The organism is Alcanivorax sp. (genome assembly GCF_002726155.1).
Taxonomy (GTDB): domain Bacteria; phylum Pseudomonadota; class Gammaproteobacteria; order Pseudomonadales; family Alcanivoracaceae; genus Alcanivorax.
In genome coordinates this window covers 17,815-35,459 of the sequence record NZ_PBSH01000044.1, presented here as the reverse complement: position 1 = coordinate 35,459, position 17,645 = coordinate 17,815, and the positions used below count along the sequence as shown (strand labels likewise).

The 17,645-nt window shown below is 56.4% G+C and carries 16 protein-coding genes and 1 tRNA gene; 16 read left to right on the top strand and 1 reads right to left on the bottom strand.

Features of this window, described 5'->3' with window-relative positions:
- Positions 1-10: 10 nt before the first annotated feature.
- The 11 genes from adk (at position 11) to CL546_RS14090 (ending at position 10,448) form a co-directional block, all read left to right on the top strand.
- Positions 11-667, top strand: coding sequence for an adenylate kinase (gene adk / locus CL546_RS14140; RefSeq protein ID WP_290496094.1), 657 nt, complete (start codon positions 11-13; stop codon positions 665-667).
- Positions 668-1,934: 1,267 nt separating this feature from the next.
- Positions 1,935-2,699 carry a hypothetical protein gene (locus CL546_RS14135; protein WP_007148872.1) on the top strand — a complete coding sequence of 255 codons (765 nt, stop codon included), beginning with the start codon at positions 1,935-1,937 and terminating at the stop codon, positions 2,697-2,699.
- Positions 2,700-2,949: 250 nt separating this feature from the next.
- Complete coding sequence (locus CL546_RS14130) at positions 2,950-3,186, top strand: bacterioferritin-associated ferredoxin (RefSeq protein ID WP_082872398.1); 237 nt, start codon at positions 2,950-2,952, stop codon at positions 3,184-3,186.
- Between the two features lie 125 nt (positions 3,187-3,311).
- Positions 3,312-3,791 (top strand): bacterioferritin, encoded by a 480-nt coding sequence (gene bfr / locus CL546_RS14125; protein WP_063519670.1) that lies wholly within the window; start codon positions 3,312-3,314, stop codon positions 3,789-3,791.
- 90 nt (positions 3,792-3,881) lie between these two features.
- Positions 3,882-3,958: transfer RNA gene (locus tag CL546_RS14120), tRNA-Arg, on the top strand.
- A 379-nt stretch (positions 3,959-4,337) separates the two neighbouring features.
- A complete protein-coding gene (locus CL546_RS14115; RefSeq protein WP_290496087.1) occupies positions 4,338-4,577 on the top strand; it encodes an OadG family transporter subunit in 240 nt (79 codons plus the stop codon).
- A gap of 16 nt (positions 4,578-4,593) precedes the next feature.
- Positions 4,594-6,393, top strand: coding sequence for a sodium-extruding oxaloacetate decarboxylase subunit alpha (oadA, locus tag CL546_RS14110; RefSeq protein WP_290496085.1), 1,800 nt, complete (start codon positions 4,594-4,596; stop codon positions 6,391-6,393).
- Positions 6,386-7,684 carry a sodium ion-translocating decarboxylase subunit beta gene (locus CL546_RS14105; RefSeq protein ID WP_290496083.1) on the top strand — a complete coding sequence of 433 codons (1,299 nt, stop codon included), beginning with the start codon at positions 6,386-6,388 and terminating at the stop codon, positions 7,682-7,684. Before oadA ends, CL546_RS14105 begins: the two co-directional genes overlap by 8 nt.
- Before the next feature lie 301 nt (positions 7,685-7,985).
- On the top strand, positions 7,986-8,984 hold the full coding sequence (locus tag CL546_RS14100; protein WP_290496081.1) for a DUF5924 family protein: 999 nt from the start codon (positions 7,986-7,988) through the stop codon (positions 8,982-8,984).
- A gap of 387 nt (positions 8,985-9,371) precedes the next feature.
- Positions 9,372-9,638, top strand: coding sequence for a hypothetical protein (locus tag CL546_RS14095; RefSeq protein ID WP_290496079.1), 267 nt, complete (start codon positions 9,372-9,374; stop codon positions 9,636-9,638).
- 174 nt (positions 9,639-9,812) lie between these two features.
- Positions 9,813-10,448, top strand: a complete 636-nt coding sequence (locus tag CL546_RS14090) for a hypothetical protein (protein WP_290496077.1) — start codon at positions 9,813-9,815, stop codon at positions 10,446-10,448.
- 96 nt (positions 10,449-10,544) lie between these two features.
- Here the strand turns inward: CL546_RS14090 and CL546_RS14085 are convergent, their stop codons facing one another.
- Positions 10,545-11,696 carry a YbfB/YjiJ family MFS transporter gene (locus tag CL546_RS14085; protein WP_290496075.1) on the bottom strand — a complete coding sequence of 384 codons (1,152 nt, stop codon included), beginning with the start codon at positions 11,694-11,696 and terminating at the stop codon, positions 10,545-10,547.
- A gap of 637 nt (positions 11,697-12,333) precedes the next feature.
- Between CL546_RS14085 and CL546_RS14080 the strand changes: the two genes are divergently transcribed.
- From CL546_RS14080 to CL546_RS14060, 5 genes are all read left to right on the top strand, one after another.
- Positions 12,334-13,662 (top strand): CmpA/NrtA family ABC transporter substrate-binding protein, encoded by a 1,329-nt coding sequence (locus tag CL546_RS14080; protein WP_290496092.1) that lies wholly within the window; start codon positions 12,334-12,336, stop codon positions 13,660-13,662.
- 28 nt (positions 13,663-13,690) lie between these two features.
- Entirely contained in the window at positions 13,691-14,692 is a 1,002-nt protein-coding gene (locus CL546_RS14075; RefSeq protein WP_290496073.1) for an ABC transporter permease, read from the top strand.
- A gap of 16 nt (positions 14,693-14,708) precedes the next feature.
- Positions 14,709-15,548: an ABC transporter ATP-binding protein gene (locus CL546_RS14070; RefSeq protein ID WP_290496070.1), complete on the top strand. Its 840-nt coding sequence runs from the start codon at positions 14,709-14,711 to the stop codon at positions 15,546-15,548.
- A 124-nt stretch (positions 15,549-15,672) separates the two neighbouring features.
- Positions 15,673-16,851, top strand: coding sequence for an alginate export family protein (locus CL546_RS14065; protein ID WP_290496069.1), 1,179 nt, complete (start codon positions 15,673-15,675; stop codon positions 16,849-16,851).
- A gap of 180 nt (positions 16,852-17,031) precedes the next feature.
- Positions 17,032-17,619, top strand: a complete 588-nt coding sequence (locus CL546_RS14060; RefSeq protein WP_290496068.1) for an ANTAR domain-containing response regulator — start codon at positions 17,032-17,034, stop codon at positions 17,617-17,619.
- The last annotated feature ends 26 nt before the right edge of the window (positions 17,620-17,645 follow it).

The following is a 17,645-nucleotide window of genomic DNA, read 5'->3' as shown; positions in this document are numbered from 1 at the left end:
GGAGAATCCTATGCGTGTCATCCTGCTTGGTGCCCCCGGTGCGGGCAAGGGCACCCAGGCGCAGTTCATCAAGGAACAGTTCAATATTCCTCAGATTTCTACCGGTGACATGCTGCGCGCTGCGGTCAAAGCAGGCACTCCACTGGGCCTGGAAGCCAAGAAAGTGATGGATGCGGGTGGTTTGGTCTCCGACGATATCATCCTCGGCTTGGTGAAAGAGCGTATTACGGAAAATGATTGTGCCAACGGGTTCCTGTTCGACGGCTTCCCCCGCACCATCCCCCAGGCGCAATCCCTGGTGGAGCAGGGCGTCGATATCGACTTTGTGGTGGAAATCGACGTGGATGACGAGGAAATCATTGAGCGTTTGAGCGGTCGCCGCGTTCATCCGGCTTCCGGCCGTGTGTACCACACCAAGTACAACCCACCGAAAGTGGAAGGCAAAGACGACGAAACCGGTGATGAGCTGGTTCAGCGTGATGATGACAAGGAAGAGACCGTACGCAAGCGTCTCGAGGTTTATCAGGCGCAGACTCGCCCATTGGTGGACTTCTATCAGGATCTGGCCAAGAACGCAGAGGCAAAAGCACCCGGTTATGTGCGCGTCGCTGGCGTGGGCTCCGTAGATGATATCCGCGATCGGGTATTGTCCGCCCTGAAAGGCTGATTATCCGCTTGTCAGTACCGACCAGATGCTGATGATCAAAAACGGGAAGCTTCGGCTTCCCGTTTTTTTTGTGCACCATGGGCTAGAGTGAAAAGCGGGCTTTTAATAGGCTTACCCGCAAACCTTTCGCACTTTGCATGACGCTCAACGCCGAATACCAGACGTGAAAAACCACACAAACAGGAAACCAAACCCTGCTATAACGCCGCTTTAGGCGTTCCTCTTGATTGGGGAAGGGGCGGGGCTCAAGCATCAGGTCCTCTCCGCCGTGAACTCGCCTGGCAAGACATCAAATCCGCACCATTCCCTAATTCCGCGATGAACCTTTTTATGCGCGCGCACTGTGGCGGATAGAGCCTGACCTCATGAGGCCCGGCTGTAATGATTTCCCCGTAGCACCCTCACGGCCCTTCATCGTGTGAATATCTCCCCTGCGATGGCGACGGTTTTCGGCGTCACTGCTGCAAAATCATTAGGTCAACAAGTGGCAGGGCCTTGTGGGCCGCATATCGAAGATGAAGCCTTCTTCCTTCCAGTGAGCCTTCTTTAATAAGCCGTATTGCGGCGTGCTGGTATTTTCTTCCGCGTTCAGGAAAGGGTTGGCGTCCTGTTGCGAGTGCCTTCAACAAGAAGGAAGAAGCGCGTGCGGCTATTGGTTTTTGCGCATTGAGAAAAGCCAGCCCATGAAGGGAGCGACTCTGACTTACGCCTTGAAACGTGAAGAATGAACGGCATTTCTGGCGAAGCAATGAGGCCATTTTTTCTGACACGTTGTAACGGTTCTACACAATTGAACTTACCGGTTTCCTGCGAATAGCCCGGCAAGGGCTGCGTATTTGGCGGGGAGAATCTGTCTTTTCCTGGCGCGATAGCGGTGGCGGCGTTTCTTTCTGGCGGTGCTTTTTATACGTAAAGACGTTGTCGAAGGTGTTAACAGGCCCAAGCAAAGGGCCTTTTCACATGGGGATAGATTTGTGTTGTTGCATGAAACAGGGCGAATTGTTCACAACAGGGGGCGTAGAAAAACGTGCAGAAAGACTGCCCCAAGAAGATTCAGTCATCGTTGGCGGGTTAATTAAATCCCATAAAAAAGAAAACACAGAAGGCTAAAAGGGAAACGAAGCAAAAGAGCGGTGATCAAAGGCTGTGAAAAAAATCAGAAAAATTAAAAGTAGGCTGATTAAATAATGTACCAACTGATTTTTTTTTATGCTACTTTCCACTTGTCGCAGTACTGATGACAATGCCATAGCTTAGGAGATCAATCATGGCTCGAGCAAAGAAAGCCGCCGCGAAGAAAACTGCGGCGCGCAAACCCGCAGCGAAGAAAGCCGCCGTTGCAAAAGCACCGGCCGTTCCCAAGTCTGTTACCAACGCTGAAGCCAAGGTTAAATTGCAGGACAAGGCAGTAGCCCAGGCTGAAAAGAAAGTCACCCAGTCGCAAACCAAACTCGATAAGCATCGCGCCAAAATCGACGCAGAGAACGCCAAGCTGTCGAAACTGCGTGCCGATGTTGCAGCCAAGCGTGAAAAAGCGCAAAAGACCTCCACCGCCGCAGCCAAGCGTGCCGTTGAAACTGCACGCGGGCGTATGAACACTGCGCGTCTGAAACTTCAGGATATTCGTGGCGAAGCAAAACTGATTCGTGCCGAGATCCAGGCCGCCAAGAAAGTGGTCGCCCGCGAAGTGAAGAAACTGCGTACGGCTGAGCGCAACTTCAAAGCCAAATTGCGTGATCACGAACGCAAACTGGCGAAGAAAGCCAAGGCCGAGCAGAAGAAAGCGGAGCAGAAAGCCAAAGCAGCTGCGCGTAAAGCGGCAGCGAAAGCCAAGCGTGTTGCCAAGAAAGCGACCGCTCGCAAGCCCAAGGCGGCTGCAAAAAAAGCAGCAACCAAAAAGCCTGCCACTAAAAAGGCGCCCGCCAAAAAAGCGGCTAGCAAGAAACCTGCAGCAAAGAAAGCAGCAACCCGTAAAGCGCCTGCCAAGAAAGCGGCACGTAAGCGTACCCCGGCCAAGAAGAAGTCCTCCTGATACGTCAGAAGGGTTTATGAAGGCCAAAAGCCCCGCTTTGCGGGGCTTTTTTTATGCCCGCCCGGCAAGGCCTGTCCCCGGGATTGCCGGAGTGATCGAAGGGGGAGGGTTAGTGGTCTTAAATTTTTGCATATAAATGGCTGGCCCCGGTAACGCGAAATCGGGGCCGAGTGAATAGATTCCCAAAAGTAGTTGATAATGATTCGCGTTAGGTTTAGCATCCTTTCCAGAGATTGAGGAAAGGCGACTTATGTACGTATGCATTTGTAAGGGCATTACTGACAACCATATACGGGAAGCGGTCGATTCTGGCTGCGACAGCCTGCGTGATCTTCGTCGGGAACTTGGGGTTGGAAGTCAGTGTGGTAAATGTGCCCGTCACGCCCGCCAAATTTTGCGTGAGACCCGTAGCGCAAACGAGGCGACCTCTTTCTCGAACTCTTCTACTGCCGGTGAGGCGGTTGTTTTCTGGCCACAAACCGCATAAAAAATCGTTCTCATTTGCATAAGCGCTTGTATTTGAAGCGCTTTTTTTCTCTCCTGCCTTGTCTCTGTCACACACTTGCTGAACAATAGGGGTTACCCCAAGTTCATGTGACGGAGATACCCCCAATGAAAGGCGACGCCAAAGCGATTGAGTTCCTCAACCGTGCACTCGGCAATGAGCTGGTAGCGATTAACCAGTACTTCCTCCACGCCAAGATGTACCAGGATTGGGGCTTGCAGGCACTCTATGCCAAGGAATATCACGAATCCATCGATGAGATGAAGCATGCCGACATGCTGGTCGAGCGTATTCTGTTCCTGGAAGGCATTCCCAACCTGCAAGACCTGGGCAAGCTGATGATTGGTGAAAACACCAAGGAAATGCTGGAGTGCGATCTCAAGCTGGAGCAAATGGCTGTGCCAGACCTGCGTGAAGGGATTGCTTACTGCGAATCTATCCAGGATTACATCAGCCGTAACCTGCTCAAGGATATCCTCGAATCCGAAGAAGAGCACATCGATTGGCTGGAGACTCAGCTCGGTCTTATCGATAAAGTTGGCCTGGAAAATTACATGCAAAAACAAATGGCTGCTGCAGAAAGCTGATTGCCGAACTTTTAACCGATCTACGCTTGACTCACCGCGGGGCTTTCGGAATAATGCGCAGCCTCTCGCGGCGTTACAGCAACGAGATCTGCACCGGTAGCTCAGCTGGATAGAGCAACTGGCTACGAACCAGTAGGTCGGGGGTTCGACTCCCTCCCGGTGCACCATACGAATAAAAGAAGGCTCCCAATCGGGGGCCTTTTTTTATGCCACTCTGCGGTCGCTGCACGCTTCACTCCGCACTCTTCGCCATCCTCCGCCCACTATGATGGGGCCAGCCCCGGCATTCCCACCCTGTTGCACATTAATACCCTGCATAGCGGTAATCGTTCCGTTATGGGTTGGTGGAATCTGTTCTGACGGCCGTCAATTGATCAAAACGACCACCTTGTTCCTTGCATGCCTCATTGCGGGTTGTCGACAATCTGTCTACATTGCCCTTAACCCCGCGAGAGCAATACCGGCTCACAAGGCCACCTTGATGCCCGCCCAAACGGCGGCGCCTGCGGTGACTGAATCCGCTTTTGGAACCAAAAGGAGTGTTCCATGAACGCTATGATGGCTCAGGGTGTCGAACTCATGCTGGTTGGCATGGGTGTCGTGTTTGTTTTTCTGATTGTGCTGGTGGCCGTGACCACAGCTATGTCGAAGCTGGTGCAGAAATTTGGTCGCGAGGAACCGGCGCCGCAGCCTGCTTCAGCCCCCCCGCAGGACATGCCTTCGCCGGCCATTATTAAAGCCATCGAAAAAGCGGTGCAGCAGCACCGTCAGTCTTCCCTGTCATAAATACCGGATTATCCCCATGAGTGACCTGAAACCGTTGGGCATTACTGATGTGGTGCTACGCGATGCCCACCAGTCCCTGTTTGCCACCCGCATGCGTCTGGATGACATGTTGCCGATTGCCGCGGAGCTCGATGACATTGGCTTCTGGTCACTGGAATCCTGGGGCGGGGCGACCTTTGATGCCTGTATTCGTTATCTGGGGGAAGACCCGTGGCAACGCATCCGCGAATTGAAGCAGGCCATGCCGAAAACGCCGCAGCAAATGCTGTTGCGGGGGCAGAACCTGCTGGGCTATCGCCATTACGCGGATGATGTGGTGGATGCGTTTGTGGAACGTGCGGCGGAAAACGGCGTGGATGTGTTCCGTGTGTTTGATGCCATGAACGACATGCGCAACATTGAGCGGGCCATCGCCGCGGTGGTGAAACAGGGCAAGCATGCCCAGGGCACCATCGCGTACACGGTCAGCCCGGTGCACACCATGGACATGTGGGTGGAGCAGGGCAAAGTAATCGAACAGATGGGCGCGCATTCTGTTGCCATTAAGGACATGGCCGGCCTGCTGCGCCCGGCTGTGGCGTTCGAGCTGGTAACGCGCCTTAAAGCCTCCCTGAATATTCCCGTGCACATGCAGTCGCACGCAACCACCGGGTTGTCTACTGCCACGGCCCTGAAAGCGGCAGAAGCGGGCATCGACAACGTGGACACTGCCATCTCGTCCATGTCGATGACCTATGGTCATAGCCCAACGGAATCCGTGGTCGCCATGCTGGAAGGCACGGACCGGGATACCGGGCTGGATATCAAAAAACTGAATCGTATCGCCGGTTATTTTCGCGAGGTGCGTAAGAAGTACGCTGCCTTCGAAGGCAGCTTGCGCGGTGTGGATGCGCGCATCCTGGTGGCGCAGGTGCCAGGCGGCATGCTCACCAATATGGAGAGCCAGCTCAAGGAGCAGGGCGCAGCGGATCGGTTTGATGAAGTGCTGCAGGAAATTCCCGGCGTCCGTGAAGATCTGGGGTTCATCCCGCTGGTGACGCCCACCTCGCAAATCGTCGGCACCCAGGCGGTGCTGAATGTGCTCTCCGGCGAACGCTACAAAGTGCTCAGCAAGGAAACTCGCGGCATCCTCCGTGGCGAATATGGCGCCGCGCCGGCACCGTACAACGCGGAGCTACAGCAGCGTGCCCTGGAGGGCGATGAACCGGTTACCTGTCGCCCGGGTGATTTACTCGATAACGAGATGGACAGTCTCCGTGAGGAAGTGCTGGCTCTGGCAAAAGACAAGGGCATAGCGCTGGAAGAAGGGCGGCGGTTGACCGATGACGTACTCACCTATGCATTGTTCCCGCAAATTGGCCAACGTTTTCTGGAAAACCGGGGCGACGCCTCAGCGTTTGAAGCCGCGCCGGTTGAAGGTAAAGAAACGGCCAGCGGCGGCAGCCAGTCAGAAGGGGTTTATACCGTTGAGGTGGACGGCCAGCAGTACACGGTGAAAGTGAACGAGGGCGGTGAGGTAACCGGCCTGCGTGCGGTGGGTGGTGCCTCTGCTCCTGCGTCATCCGCACCCGCTCCAGGTAACCCGGCCAACAGCGTGCCGGTGCCTGCGCCGCTGGCGGGGAATATTTTTCAGGTACTGGTGAAGCCCGGTGATCAGGTCACCGAAGGTCAGAAAATCATGGTGCTGGAAGCCATGAAAATGGAAACGGATGTGTCCAGCACCAGCGCGGGTGTGATCAGCGAGGTTGCCGTGAAAGAGGGCGACGCCGTGGCCGTGGGGCAAACCCTGCTCAGCGTGGAGCCCGCCAATGGATAAGCTGCAAACCCTCTGGCACAGCACCGGGCTGTTTCACATGAGTGGCGGCCAGCTGGTCATGCTGCTGGTCTGCCTGGGCCTGTTGTGGCTGGCCATTCACAAAAAGTTCGAACCCTTGTTGTTGTTGCCCATCGGCTTTGGTGGCCTGCTGGCGAATATTCCCATGGCCGGCCTGGCGGAATCGGCCATCAGCCAGGCGCTGCATTTTGGCTCTGTAGACCTGTTGGCTTCCATGGCGCAGGTACTGGGCATGGAGGCAGGAGCAGGACGTGACGCGCTTTATACGGCCGCACAGGCGGCAGGGCCAGCGGTGCAGGACCAGCTGCATTATCTGGCCGTAAATGCCAATTACGGCGACGGTATTCTCTATCTCATTTATACCGTAGGCCTGACCACCGGTATTTTCCCGCTGTTGATCTTCATGGGCGTGGGGGCAATGACGGATTTTGGTCCGCTGCTGGCCAACCCGCGCACCCTGCTGTTGGGTGCGGCGGCGCAATTTGGCATCTTTGCTGCCTTGCTTGGGGCGCTGGCGTTGAACTTTCTGGGCATGGAGTTCTCCCTGGCAGATGCCGCCGCCATCGGCATCATCGGTGGCGCCGATGGTCCCACCTCCATCTATGTCACCACCAAGCTGGCGCCGCATCTGCTTGGCGCGATTGCGGTGGCGGCTTATTCCTACATGGCGCTGGTGCCCATTATCCAGCCGCCGATCATTCGGGCGCTGACCTCGCAAAAAGAGCGGCAGATCAAAATGGAGCAACTGCGCCCGGTGAGTCAGGTAGAGAAAATTCTGTTCCCGATCCTGTTGCTGGTTCTGGTGGCGCTGGTGTTACCCGATGCGGCGCCACTGCTGGGCATGTTTTGCCTGGGTAACCTGATGAAAGAGTCCGGGGTGGTGAACCGGCTGGTGGACACCACCAGCAATGCTCTGATCAATGTGGTGACCATCATGCTGGGGCTGGCCGTGGGCGCGAAACTCAGCGCCGACCAATTCCTGGTGATGGAAACCCTGGGTATCCTGGCCCTGGGCCTGGTGGCGTTCATGATTGGCACCGCCACCGGTGTGTTGATGGCCAAATTGCTCAACCGCGTCAGTCGCCACCCGGTCAATCCCATCATCGGCGCCGCCGGTGTGTCCGCCGTCCCCATGGCGGCACGGGTGGCCAACAAGGTCGGCCTGGATGCCAACCCCCACAACTTCCTGCTTATGCACGCCATGGGCCCCAATGTGGCCGGCGTCATTGGTTCCGCCGTCGCCGCCGGCGTATTGCTCAACTTCGCAGGCTGATCTCCCCCCCCCGCGTGGCCTCCGCGCCCCGCGCTTCCTTCCCCTCCCCTCCCTGTAGGAGTTCCGTTCCAGGGGACGAACCGCGCGAAGCGCGGAAAAGGTCCGGAGGATCATCAGTAGGGTCAGAGGCGCGGCCTGTTCTTCTATTATCGCAATAGACGGAAAGATACGGAGCGATTTTCGTTCGTCCCCTGGAAGGGAATTCCTACAGCGGGAGGGCTTTGTCTGGAACCCTTACTGCCATCGGGAACCCACAGGGCTATAGTACGTCGAAGACGCAACCCCTCGACGGAGCCACACTTTGCCGCTGACGCTACAAACCCTCACTGACAAGCTTTATCAGATCCGCCATGTCTGGGCGTTGATCAGCTTTTCGCTGGGCCTGAGCAGTTATTTTCTGGTGGAGCGGCAGCCCTGGCTGGCGGCGGTGCTGACTGGGCTGCTGGTGTTCAGCTGGCTCTTGCTGCTCACCGAGGGGATCTGGCAGAACAAGGTGATCGGTACCCGCTTTGATGGCCTGCCCCAGGGCATGCTCAAGTTGCTGTTGCAGGCGGTGCACCAAGAGGCGTTCTTTTTCAGCCTGCCGTTCGTGCTGCTGCAATGGTCTGGTGGCGCGGAATATATTTTCTTCACCACGTTGGTGGTGAGCGCGGCGGCCATCAGCATCATCGATCCGGTCTACTTCTGGCTGTCCCGGCATCGGGCGTTGTATTTCGGCTTTCACGCCTGGGCGTTATTTGTGGCGTTGCTGGTGCTGTTGCCGCTGATCTTCCACTGGAGCACGGATTCTGCGCTGGCCTGGGCCGGCTGGCTCACGGCCCTGTTTGCGTTGCCCAGCTTTTGGCGATTTGGCGGGCCGCGAAAATGGTTTCGCTGGCTTGGGCTGATTGGCGTGTCTTGCCTGATCGCGTTAGCCCCACGTTGGTTGGCCCCGCTGGTGCCACCACTGACTTTATCCCTGCAAGAGCGGGCCGTTGCGTTGTCATTCAATCGTGCCGAGCGCAAACCGCTGGTCAGCGGTGAAGTATTCAGTGCAGACGAAGTGGCAGAAGGGTTGTATGCCTACACGGCCATCAAGGCGCCATTGGGGTTGGGGCAGGAGGTCTATCACTACTGGTTTCGTGATGGCGAACAGGTGGACCGCATTCCCTTGAAGGTCTTTGGCGGCCGCGAATCCGGGTTTCGCACCTGGTCTCACAAGCGCCATATTCCTGTGCCATCAGAGGGGCGTTGGCGGGTAGAAGTGCGTACCGGGGATAACCAGATCATCGGTGTCATGCGTTTCACCATCACCCCTTGAACGCATCCCTTTTCCAAATTCGCACGGGCTTTGTGGGAGCTGATGCTTGGCATCGCGAAGGGTGTGACACCGAGTTCGTCATGCAAGCATGACTTCCCACAGCCTTCCCGCCGCTGGTATCAGGCCAGTGGGTTCCTGCGCCCAATCTATAGAACAACGAGCCCAACCGTCATTCTGAAGTGAGGCCGTTCTCAACAGAACCAGCCATATCTTTGTAGGATATGGCTTACAGAAAATGCTAAACGGTTAATATAGAGTGGTTTTCGGAACGGGGAATATCGGGGGAAATCAGGAAATAGGCCGCTTATTCGAGCCCACAGGGCTTGGCTGTGAAATGAGAGGAGTGATCTTCGTTGCACTCGTTATGTTTTTTGTTAGAGAGAAGTTTTGAAGACATTGGAACAATTTTTTTTATTTTTCTTTGCTGTGAGTCTGCTTTTCACAGGGATTTGGGGGGCTTGGAATGGAGAGCTTAACCTTGGTGCGAAGGGTTATTTTGAAGGAAAGCAAGCATATTTAATATCTGCTGCATTCGTAGTGTCTGGACTGGGCGCACTGGTAAGCGGAATATATTGGAAAAAATCAGAACGATTTCAGGCTGTGGGTGGTGTCATTATTGGTCTGGGATTTTTTGCTCTATGGTTTGCTTTTTAAGAAACGTGAGTTAATCAGACCTCTTTTTTCCCTTATTGTTCGAGTCTCCAGCAGGCTGGTCCGGGAAGTGAGAGATCTGTCCGCCAGGGATATCGGGAAAAATGCGAGGCTCGTTTGAGATGGCGCTCTAATATGGGTATGAATTAGTGCGTATGCTTGGTTTTGGGATTTTTGATGAATAATTTCAATGGAATGATATTTATAGTCATTTTCTTGTCTATTGCTGTCTTTCTTCTGTATGCGTTTCTTAAGTATAGATCTAGAAAAGCAAGAGATGGGATTCTCGGTGAGCTTGGGTATTCCCCCTGCAGGGTAAAGAATGAGGTTCCATCATTTGATGCGAAAATGATTTCTGATTTTTTGTCTCGCGGAATATGTCTGAGTAGCAGTAGAAGAAAAGATATTAACAATGGTGTGCTTTATTTCTTGGATGTTCTTTCCGTATTTGGCAGAGGAGCCTATTCCGGTCCGTCACATGTATCATGCTTATTGTTTAAGCCGGCTTTCCATGCTCCAGACTTCAAGCTAAGGGCCGCGAGGCTCCTTGAAACTCAGTATGAACTTCGTGGGTCATCGATAATTGATGAGTCTAAAAAACTCCATTTATGGGGCGATTTTCAGGCTGAATCCTTTATTGCTTCAAACCGAGCACTTTCGGAGCTGTTAGGGCGGGATGCTCATCTTTGTCTTAACGTTGAGGGTGGTTGCATGTTGCTCTGGTCGCTTGAGGGGTTCTTTCGTAATCACGAGTTAGAAAGCTATCTTTCGACGTTTGAAAACTCTTTTAGGAACGTTCGGCCAATAATTTAACAAAACGTTGGTTCCTCAGTTGTTCTCCGGGAGCTGGGCAGCTTTCTTTAACCGCTTCAAGCTTTATCCTCTGCAGGTTTGGCTCAGCACCAAACCCTAAAACCGCACCTTCCCCAACGGCACCAACAGCACCGCCGCCCCGATCAACGCCGCTGCCGCTGCCAGCAACCCGGGCGCAAAACTGCCGCTACTTTCCAGTAACCGCGCCGTCACCACCGGCCCCAGTATCTGCCCAACCCCATAGCATGCCGTCAGTGCGCCTAGGGCCGCGCTGGCGGCGTGGGGGGCGAGTTGGCGGCCGCAGTACATGCTCAGGGCGACCACGGCGGTGAAGGTGGCGCCTACCAGCAGGCCGCTGATGATCAGCCCGGCGAGGCCTGGTAGCCAGGCGGGGGCGCTGACGCCCACAGCCTGTACGACCAACGCGGCCATGAGCGCGTTGCGTTCGCCGGCATGGCTGGCGAGCTTGCCCCATAGCAGATTGGCGGGCACGGCGGCCAGGCCCACGGCCAGCCAGGTATAGAAGGCGGCGCTGTCTAGGCCCGGCAGTTGGGCTTTGGCGATTACCGGCAGGTAGGTGGTGCTGGTGATGTAGCCGAAGCCGGCCAGGGTGTAGCTGGCGATCAGAAAGCCCAGGGCCGAGCGGTTCACCGGTGCGCGTTCGTGCTGGCTGTGCTTGGCGTGGGGCAGGGCGGGAATGCGGCGCAGCAGTGGCAGCAGGATTAGGGCCAGGGCGCCACAGGCCAGCCACATGGTGGCGTAGCTACCGTGCAGGCGTTCAATAAAGGCAACGGTGAGGGCGGCGATGCTGATGCCCAGGCCGATGCCGGCATAGTGAATATTGCCCAGCCGGGCACGCAGGTGATTGGGCATGGCGCCCAGTACCAGCGCGGAGCCGTTGACCATGATGATGGCGCTGGCCACACCTGCGAGAAACCGGTTAATGGCCCAGGGCGTAAAGGTAGTGCTCAGGCCCATGAGGATGCTGGTGATTACGCTTGCCCACAATGCCAGCCAGAACGCGGTGCGTGCCCGGTGGGCCGGCACTGCCATGGCGAGCATGGCGCCGGCCAGGTACCCCCCGTAGTTGATGGCGGCCAGGTAGCCGCCACTGACTGCGGTGAGCATCGTCTCGGCAATCATGTCCGGCAGGGCCGGGGTGAACAGGAAGCGGCCAATGCCCAGGGCAATAACCAGACTGAAGGCGCCGGCCAGGGCGGTGAGCAGGTGATCTCTGTCTGCGTTCATCAACACGATTCCGTTTTGGCTTTTTTGCCGGCGCGTGCAAGCACGTTCCTGCAAGGGGTTGTTCAGAGGTACCCAAGGTCTCTAACGATTGTGGATGTTCCCCACCACCGCAATGCAGCGCGCAGCCTAACAGGCCGTGGCGTTTTCGGCCTTATCATTCGAATGATGTTCATCATTCACCTCAGTGATAAATACGGCCTTGGTCGTAAACGGGGCGTGGTTTTTTCACCAGGGCGGGGCAAAGCGAGCGGGTTGCGGGCGGAAAGTGGTGTTGCAGCAAAGCGGTGATGCATTTTGGTGAGCCGGGGCTGATTCACAACGGTGCTCGCTGGGCAATAAGCGGGCGCGTGAAATAGGGGGTGGCGATTGGCTTTGCCGTTAAGTTGATGAAAATCAAGGTATTTGAAAACTGGCATAGCATTTGCGTTATGGCAAGTAAGCACAGTGCCAATGCTGTGCAGACAACCATCTTCGTGGCCAACGACGGCCACGAGCAGATTCGAGCAAAGGCGCTCAGAGGGCCCAGCCAACGAAGGCGGGGGGCTTTGAGCGCTTTTTTTATGCCCGAAAAAAACGGGCAGACGAGGGAAGGATGATGAACGGTTTCAAGAAAACACTTTGTGGCGTGTTCGCTGCGATGACGCTGGGCCTGTCGGCTACCTCCGTGGCGGATGATGCGCTGGGCTGGCCGGAAAAAGCCGACCTCAAATTCGGTTTTATCAAGCTTACCGACATGGCGCCGTTGGCCATTGCTTATGAGAAAGGGTATTTCGAGGAAGAAGGCCTGTTTGTCACCCTGGAAGCCCAGGCGAACTGGAAGGTGCTGCTGGACCGGGTGATCGACGGTCAGCTGGATGGCGCGCACATGCTTGCCGGTCAGCCGCTGGGCGCCACCATTGGCTACGGCACCGAGGCCCACATCATTACCGCGTTCAGCATGGATCTGAATGGTAATGGCATTACCGTTTCCAATGCCGTGTGGGAAGACATGAAAAAGCATATTCCCCAGAAAAACGGCAAGCCGGTGCATCCGATCAAGGCGGATGCCTTGAAGCCGGTGGTGGAGAAGTACCGGGCGCAAGGTAAATCTTTCAACATGGGCATGGTGTTCCCGGTATCCACGCACAATTACGAGCTGCGTTACTGGCTGGCAGCGGGCGGCCTGAATCCGGGTTACTACGCACCCCACAAGGGTGACACCAGCGGCCAGCTGCAAGCTGACGTGCTGCTGTCGGTAACGCCGCCACCGCAAATGCCTGCCACCCTGGAAGCGGGCACCATTTACGGTTACTGCGTGGGCGAGCCCTGGAACCAGCAGGCGGTATTCAAGGGCATCGGTGTCCCCGTGATTACTGACTACGAAATCTGGAAGAACAACCCGGAAAAAGTGTTCGGCGTGAGCAAAGGCTGGGCCGACAAGTATCCCAACACTCACATTCGTGTGGTGAAGGCGATGATTCGTGCGGCCAAGTGGCTGGATGAAAACAACAACGCCAACCGTCCGGAGGCCGTAAAGATTCTGTCCCAGCCCAACTATGTGGGGGCGGACTATGACGTGATCGCCAACTCCATGACCGGCACCTTTGAGTACGAGAAAGGCGACAAGCGCCCAGTGCCGGATTTCAATGTGTTCTTCCGCTACAACGCCACTTACCCGTTCTATTCCGATGCCATCTGGTACCTGACCCAGATGCGTCGTTGGGGCCAGATCAGCGAGTCCAAGCCGGACAGTTGGTACATGGATGTGGCCAAGAAAGTGTATCGCCCGGACATCTATGCCCAGGCGGCCAAGGCCCTGATCGCTGAAGGCAAGATCCCGGCGGATGAGTTCCCTGATTTCGCTACCGAAGATGGCTTCAAGCCGCCGCAGAAAGGATTTATCGACAACATCACCTACGACGGCCGCAAGCCTAACGGTTACTTGGCGAAGTTCCCGATTGGCCTGAAAGAGGGTGACGCGCTTTAAGGGCGTGCTCACCTTAGGAGAAGCAATCATGGTGACCCTGACATTCCCGACCTGGATGGAACCCTACCGCGCCCTGGTTACCGGCAAGATGACCGGTGAGCAGTGGCAAACGCTACTGCGCCAGTTGATCTGGCCGGTGTTGGGCATGGCGGTCTTTCTGCTGCTGTGGCAACTGGCTGCTCAACGTATCGACACCTCACTGGGACAATTTCCCGGGCCGGCTGATGTCTGGGAGCAAGCCGGGACTCTGGTGGATGAGCACCAGGCGACCCGTGCCAAGGAAGAGGCGTTTCACGAACGCCAGGAAAAATACATTGCCTCGCGTCTGGAACAGCAGCCGGAGTGGGAACCGGTTTACCGGGACTACACCGGTGCCCCCACCTTCTTTGATCAGATCGGCACCAGCCTGATCACGGTAATGAGCGGTTTCCTGCTGGCCTCTGTGATTGCGATTCCGCTGGGCATTTTTATCGGTCTGAGCAACACGGCCCATGCCGCCATGAACCCGCTGATTCAGTTGTTCAAGCCGGTGTCGCCGCTGGCCTGGTTGCCACTGGTCACCATGGTGGTAAGTGCGGTGTACGTGAGCGACGACCCGCTGGTGGCCAAGTCCTTCCTGACCTCCATGTTCACGGTGACGCTGTGCTGCCTGTGGCCGACGCTGATGAACACGGCGGTGGGGGTGACGTCGGTGAGCCAGGATCTGACCAACGTCTCCAAGGTGCTGCGCCTGAATGCGCTGAGCCACGTGGGCAAGATCGTGTTGCCCTCTGCGCTGCCGATGATGTTCACCGGCCTGCGCCTGAGTCTGGGGATCGCCTGGATGGTATTGATCGCCGCCGAGATGCTGGCGCAGAACCCGGGCCTGGGGAAGTTCGTCTGGGATGAATTCCAGAACGGGAGCTCCCAGTCTTTGGGCCGGATCATGGTGGCGGTGATCGTGATTGGTCTGATCGGTTTCCTGCTGGATCGCCTGATGCTCATGCTGCAGCGCGCTCTGGTGTGGGACAAATCTTCCGTACAGCGCTAAGGAAAGGAAAAAAGACATGAAAGCATTACTGGAACTCTCCAACGTCGGCATGAAGTTCGACACACCGAAAGGTCAGTTCGAAGCGCTGAAGGATGTGAACCTGAAAATCGATTCTGGCGAATTTGTCTCGCTGATCGGCCACTCCGGATGCGGTAAATCCACCGTGCTTAACATTGTTGCGGGGCTGCTACAGGCCACCGATGGTGGCGTGATTCTGGACAAGCACGAAGTCACTGAACCCGGCCCGGAGCGGGCGGTGGTATTCCAGAACCACTCTCTGCTGCCCTGGCTGACCGCGTTTGAAAATGTGGAACTGGCGGTCAAGCAGGTCTTCAGAAAGACCAAGAGCAAGGCGGAGATCCGTGACTGGGTGGAGCACAACCTGGAGCTGGTGCATATGGCGCACGCCATGCACAAAAAGCCGGATGAAATTTCCGGCGGCATGAAGCAACGCGTAGGGATTGCCCGGGCGCTGGCCATGCAGCCCCAGGTGCTGCTCATGGATGAGCCCTTTGGTGCACTGGATGCGCTGACCCGGGCGCATCTGCAGGATTCGCTAATGGAGATTCATGCCCAGCTGGGCACCACGGTGATCATGATTACCCACGATGTGGATGAGGCCGTATTGCTGTCCGACCGCATTGTGATGATGACCAATGGCCCCTCCGCCACCATCGGCGAGATTCTGGAGGTGACCGTTCCGCGTCCCCGGGACCGTCTGGCTCTGGCGGACGACCCCACCTTTGTTCGCTGTCGTCAGCGGGTGCTTCAGTTCCTGTACGAGAAACAGCGCAAGGTGGAGCCGCTGCCCAGGCGTAATAGTGCGAAGGCCGAGGCAAACCGCAAACGCGCCTGAAAACTGCATTGAACCACTGATTTATCCCGCTCGTTTTTTGTTTTGCAAAAGGCGGGAACGGGGAAGTTATGCCCTGAATTTATCCAATGACTTTTATTTTTGGTACTTGCTGAGGAAGAAAACCATGAAACATTCTGCCATCGCCGCCGGCGTGATTCTCTCCACGCTGGGCTTTACGGGGACCGCCAACGCGGAAGACGATGCCTTCATTACCGCGTTGAAAGACGGCACACCGCTGCTGAATATGCGGCTGCGTTATGAAGACGTGGACAGTGATGCCTTTCCCGAAGACGGGCAGGCGCTGACCCTGCGTACTCGCCTGGGTTACCAGAGCGGCAAGCTCCACGGTTTTGATGTGATGGGGGAGTTTGAAGATACCCGCATCGTGGGGCAGGTGGATAACTATGCGCCGCAGCAGGCCGGTTATCCGATCATCGCTGACCCGGAAGTGACCGAACTCAACCGTGCCGCGATTCGCTATACCGGCAGCAATGCCTTGCAAGGGCTGGTCGCGACATACGGCCGCCAGCGCATTATCTACGACAACGCCCGCTTCGTGGGGAACGTGGGCTGGCGTCAGGATGAGCAGACCTTTGATGGTGCGCGGATCGATTACGGCATCAGTGATTTCAGTGTCTCTGCGGCCCATCTGACCCAGGTGAACGGCATTACGCCGGGGTTTGATGCCAATGTGACCAACAATCTTTTCAATGCCAGCTGGGCAGGCATGCCGGGTGGCTCGCTAACCGCATACGCCTATCTACTGGAGACCGATAACGTGACTGACTCGCAGAACGACACCTACGGTGTGCGTTATGCCGGTGCTTTCGATCTGGATACGGTAAAGCTGTTGCTCACGCTGGAAGGCGCTCAACAAGAGGTAGAAGCCGGCGATAGCGATTATTACTTTGCCGAGCTGGGCGCCGAGGTGGCCGGGGTGACGGTAAAAGTGGCACAGGAAGTGCTTGGTTCAGATGACGGTCTGGTGGCATTCCAGACGCCATTGGCCACCAAGCATGCCTTCAACGGATGGGCGGACCAGTTCCTGGTCACCCCGGCGGATGGTCTGGAAGACACCTTCGTGACCGTGGGCGGCAAGCTGGCCGGGTTCAAATTGGCGGCGGTCTACCACGACTTCCAGTCCAACGAAGGCAGCACGGACTACGGCACGGAAACCGACTTGCTGGTGGCCCGACCCATCGGTAAGCACTATGTGGTCGGCCTGAAGTATGCGCAATACAACGCTGACGACGTCAAGGATGACACCAGCAAGTACTGGGCCTGGGGTGAGATTAAATTCTGATCACATTTTGGTGCCGAGCGGTGCGTCGCCTTGGTGCACTTTTTCGGTGCTGGCTCAGGAAAAAACGAAACACATTGAAAATCATCAGGTTAAGAATGTGATGACTGGCACAACCGTTGCAAAACAACCCGTAACGACAGCGATTCCGGACGCCCCTGACATGATGGTTCTGAAAATAAGATGGCTCTGAAAATCATGCTGGTAGATGACCAGCCACCCCGTGCCGCGATTCTCGAGCGGGCCCTCATTGATGAGGGCCACGAGATCCTGTGCCGCCTGACCAGTGCCGCCGGTTTGGCAGAGAAGGTGCGCAGCAGTAATCCGGATGTGGTGATTGTCGACATGGATGCGCCTGACCGGGACACCCTGGAAAGCATGGCGCTGGTGCAGCGGGATATCCCGCGACCTATGGTCATGTTCTGCAACAAGGACGACGAAGAGCTGGTGGTGGCGGCGCTGCGCGCGGGTGTTAGCGCCTACGTGGCTGGAGAAACCGATCTGACCCGGGTGCGCGGTGTCATGCGGGTGGCGACGGCCCGTTTTCGAGAGTACCAGGCGTTGCGTGAAGAGTTGGAAGAAACCCGTGAAGCCCTGGCTGAGCGGAAGATCATTGAGCGTGCGAAAGGGTTGCTGATGCAGCGTCGTCGGCTCAATGAACAGGATGCCTACAGCACCCTGCGACGCCAGGCCATGAACAGTGGTCAGCCGCTGATCCAGGTGGCTCAGTCGGTGCTGGATTATGCCGAAATGCTCAAGGCGCAGGGATAACTTGCTGGGCGTCTGAGGCCGGGCGC

What these genes read in the sequence shown, in the direction of transcription:
- adk (WP_290496094.1), top strand. Translation starts at nt 11, where the DNA reads ATGCGTGTCATCCTGCTTGGTGCCCCCGGTGCGGGCAAGGGCACCCAG.
- CL546_RS14135 (WP_007148872.1), top strand. Translation starts at nt 1,935, where the DNA reads ATGGCTCGAGCAAAGAAAGCCGCCGCGAAGAAAACTGCGGCGCGCAAA.
- CL546_RS14130 (WP_082872398.1), top strand. Translation starts at nt 2,950, where the DNA reads ATGTACGTATGCATTTGTAAGGGCATTACTGACAACCATATACGGGAA.
- bfr (WP_063519670.1), top strand. Translation starts at nt 3,312, where the DNA reads ATGAAAGGCGACGCCAAAGCGATTGAGTTCCTCAACCGTGCACTCGGC.
- CL546_RS14115 (WP_290496087.1), top strand. Translation starts at nt 4,338, where the DNA reads ATGAACGCTATGATGGCTCAGGGTGTCGAACTCATGCTGGTTGGCATG.
- oadA (WP_290496085.1), top strand. Translation starts at nt 4,594, where the DNA reads ATGAGTGACCTGAAACCGTTGGGCATTACTGATGTGGTGCTACGCGAT.
- CL546_RS14105 (WP_290496083.1), top strand. Translation starts at nt 6,386, where the DNA reads ATGGATAAGCTGCAAACCCTCTGGCACAGCACCGGGCTGTTTCACATG.
- CL546_RS14090 (WP_290496077.1), top strand. Translation starts at nt 9,813, where the DNA reads ATGAATAATTTCAATGGAATGATATTTATAGTCATTTTCTTGTCTATT.
- CL546_RS14085 (WP_290496075.1), bottom strand. Translation starts at nt 11,696, where the DNA reads ATGAACGCAGACAGAGATCACCTGCTCACCGCCCTGGCCGGCGCCTTC.
- CL546_RS14080 (WP_290496092.1), top strand. Translation starts at nt 12,334, where the DNA reads ATGACGCTGGGCCTGTCGGCTACCTCCGTGGCGGATGATGCGCTGGGC.
- CL546_RS14075 (WP_290496073.1), top strand. Translation starts at nt 13,691, where the DNA reads ATGGTGACCCTGACATTCCCGACCTGGATGGAACCCTACCGCGCCCTG.
- CL546_RS14070 (WP_290496070.1), top strand. Translation starts at nt 14,709, where the DNA reads ATGAAAGCATTACTGGAACTCTCCAACGTCGGCATGAAGTTCGACACA.
- CL546_RS14065 (WP_290496069.1), top strand. Translation starts at nt 15,673, where the DNA reads ATGAAACATTCTGCCATCGCCGCCGGCGTGATTCTCTCCACGCTGGGC.
- CL546_RS14060 (WP_290496068.1), top strand. Translation starts at nt 17,032, where the DNA reads ATGGCTCTGAAAATCATGCTGGTAGATGACCAGCCACCCCGTGCCGCG.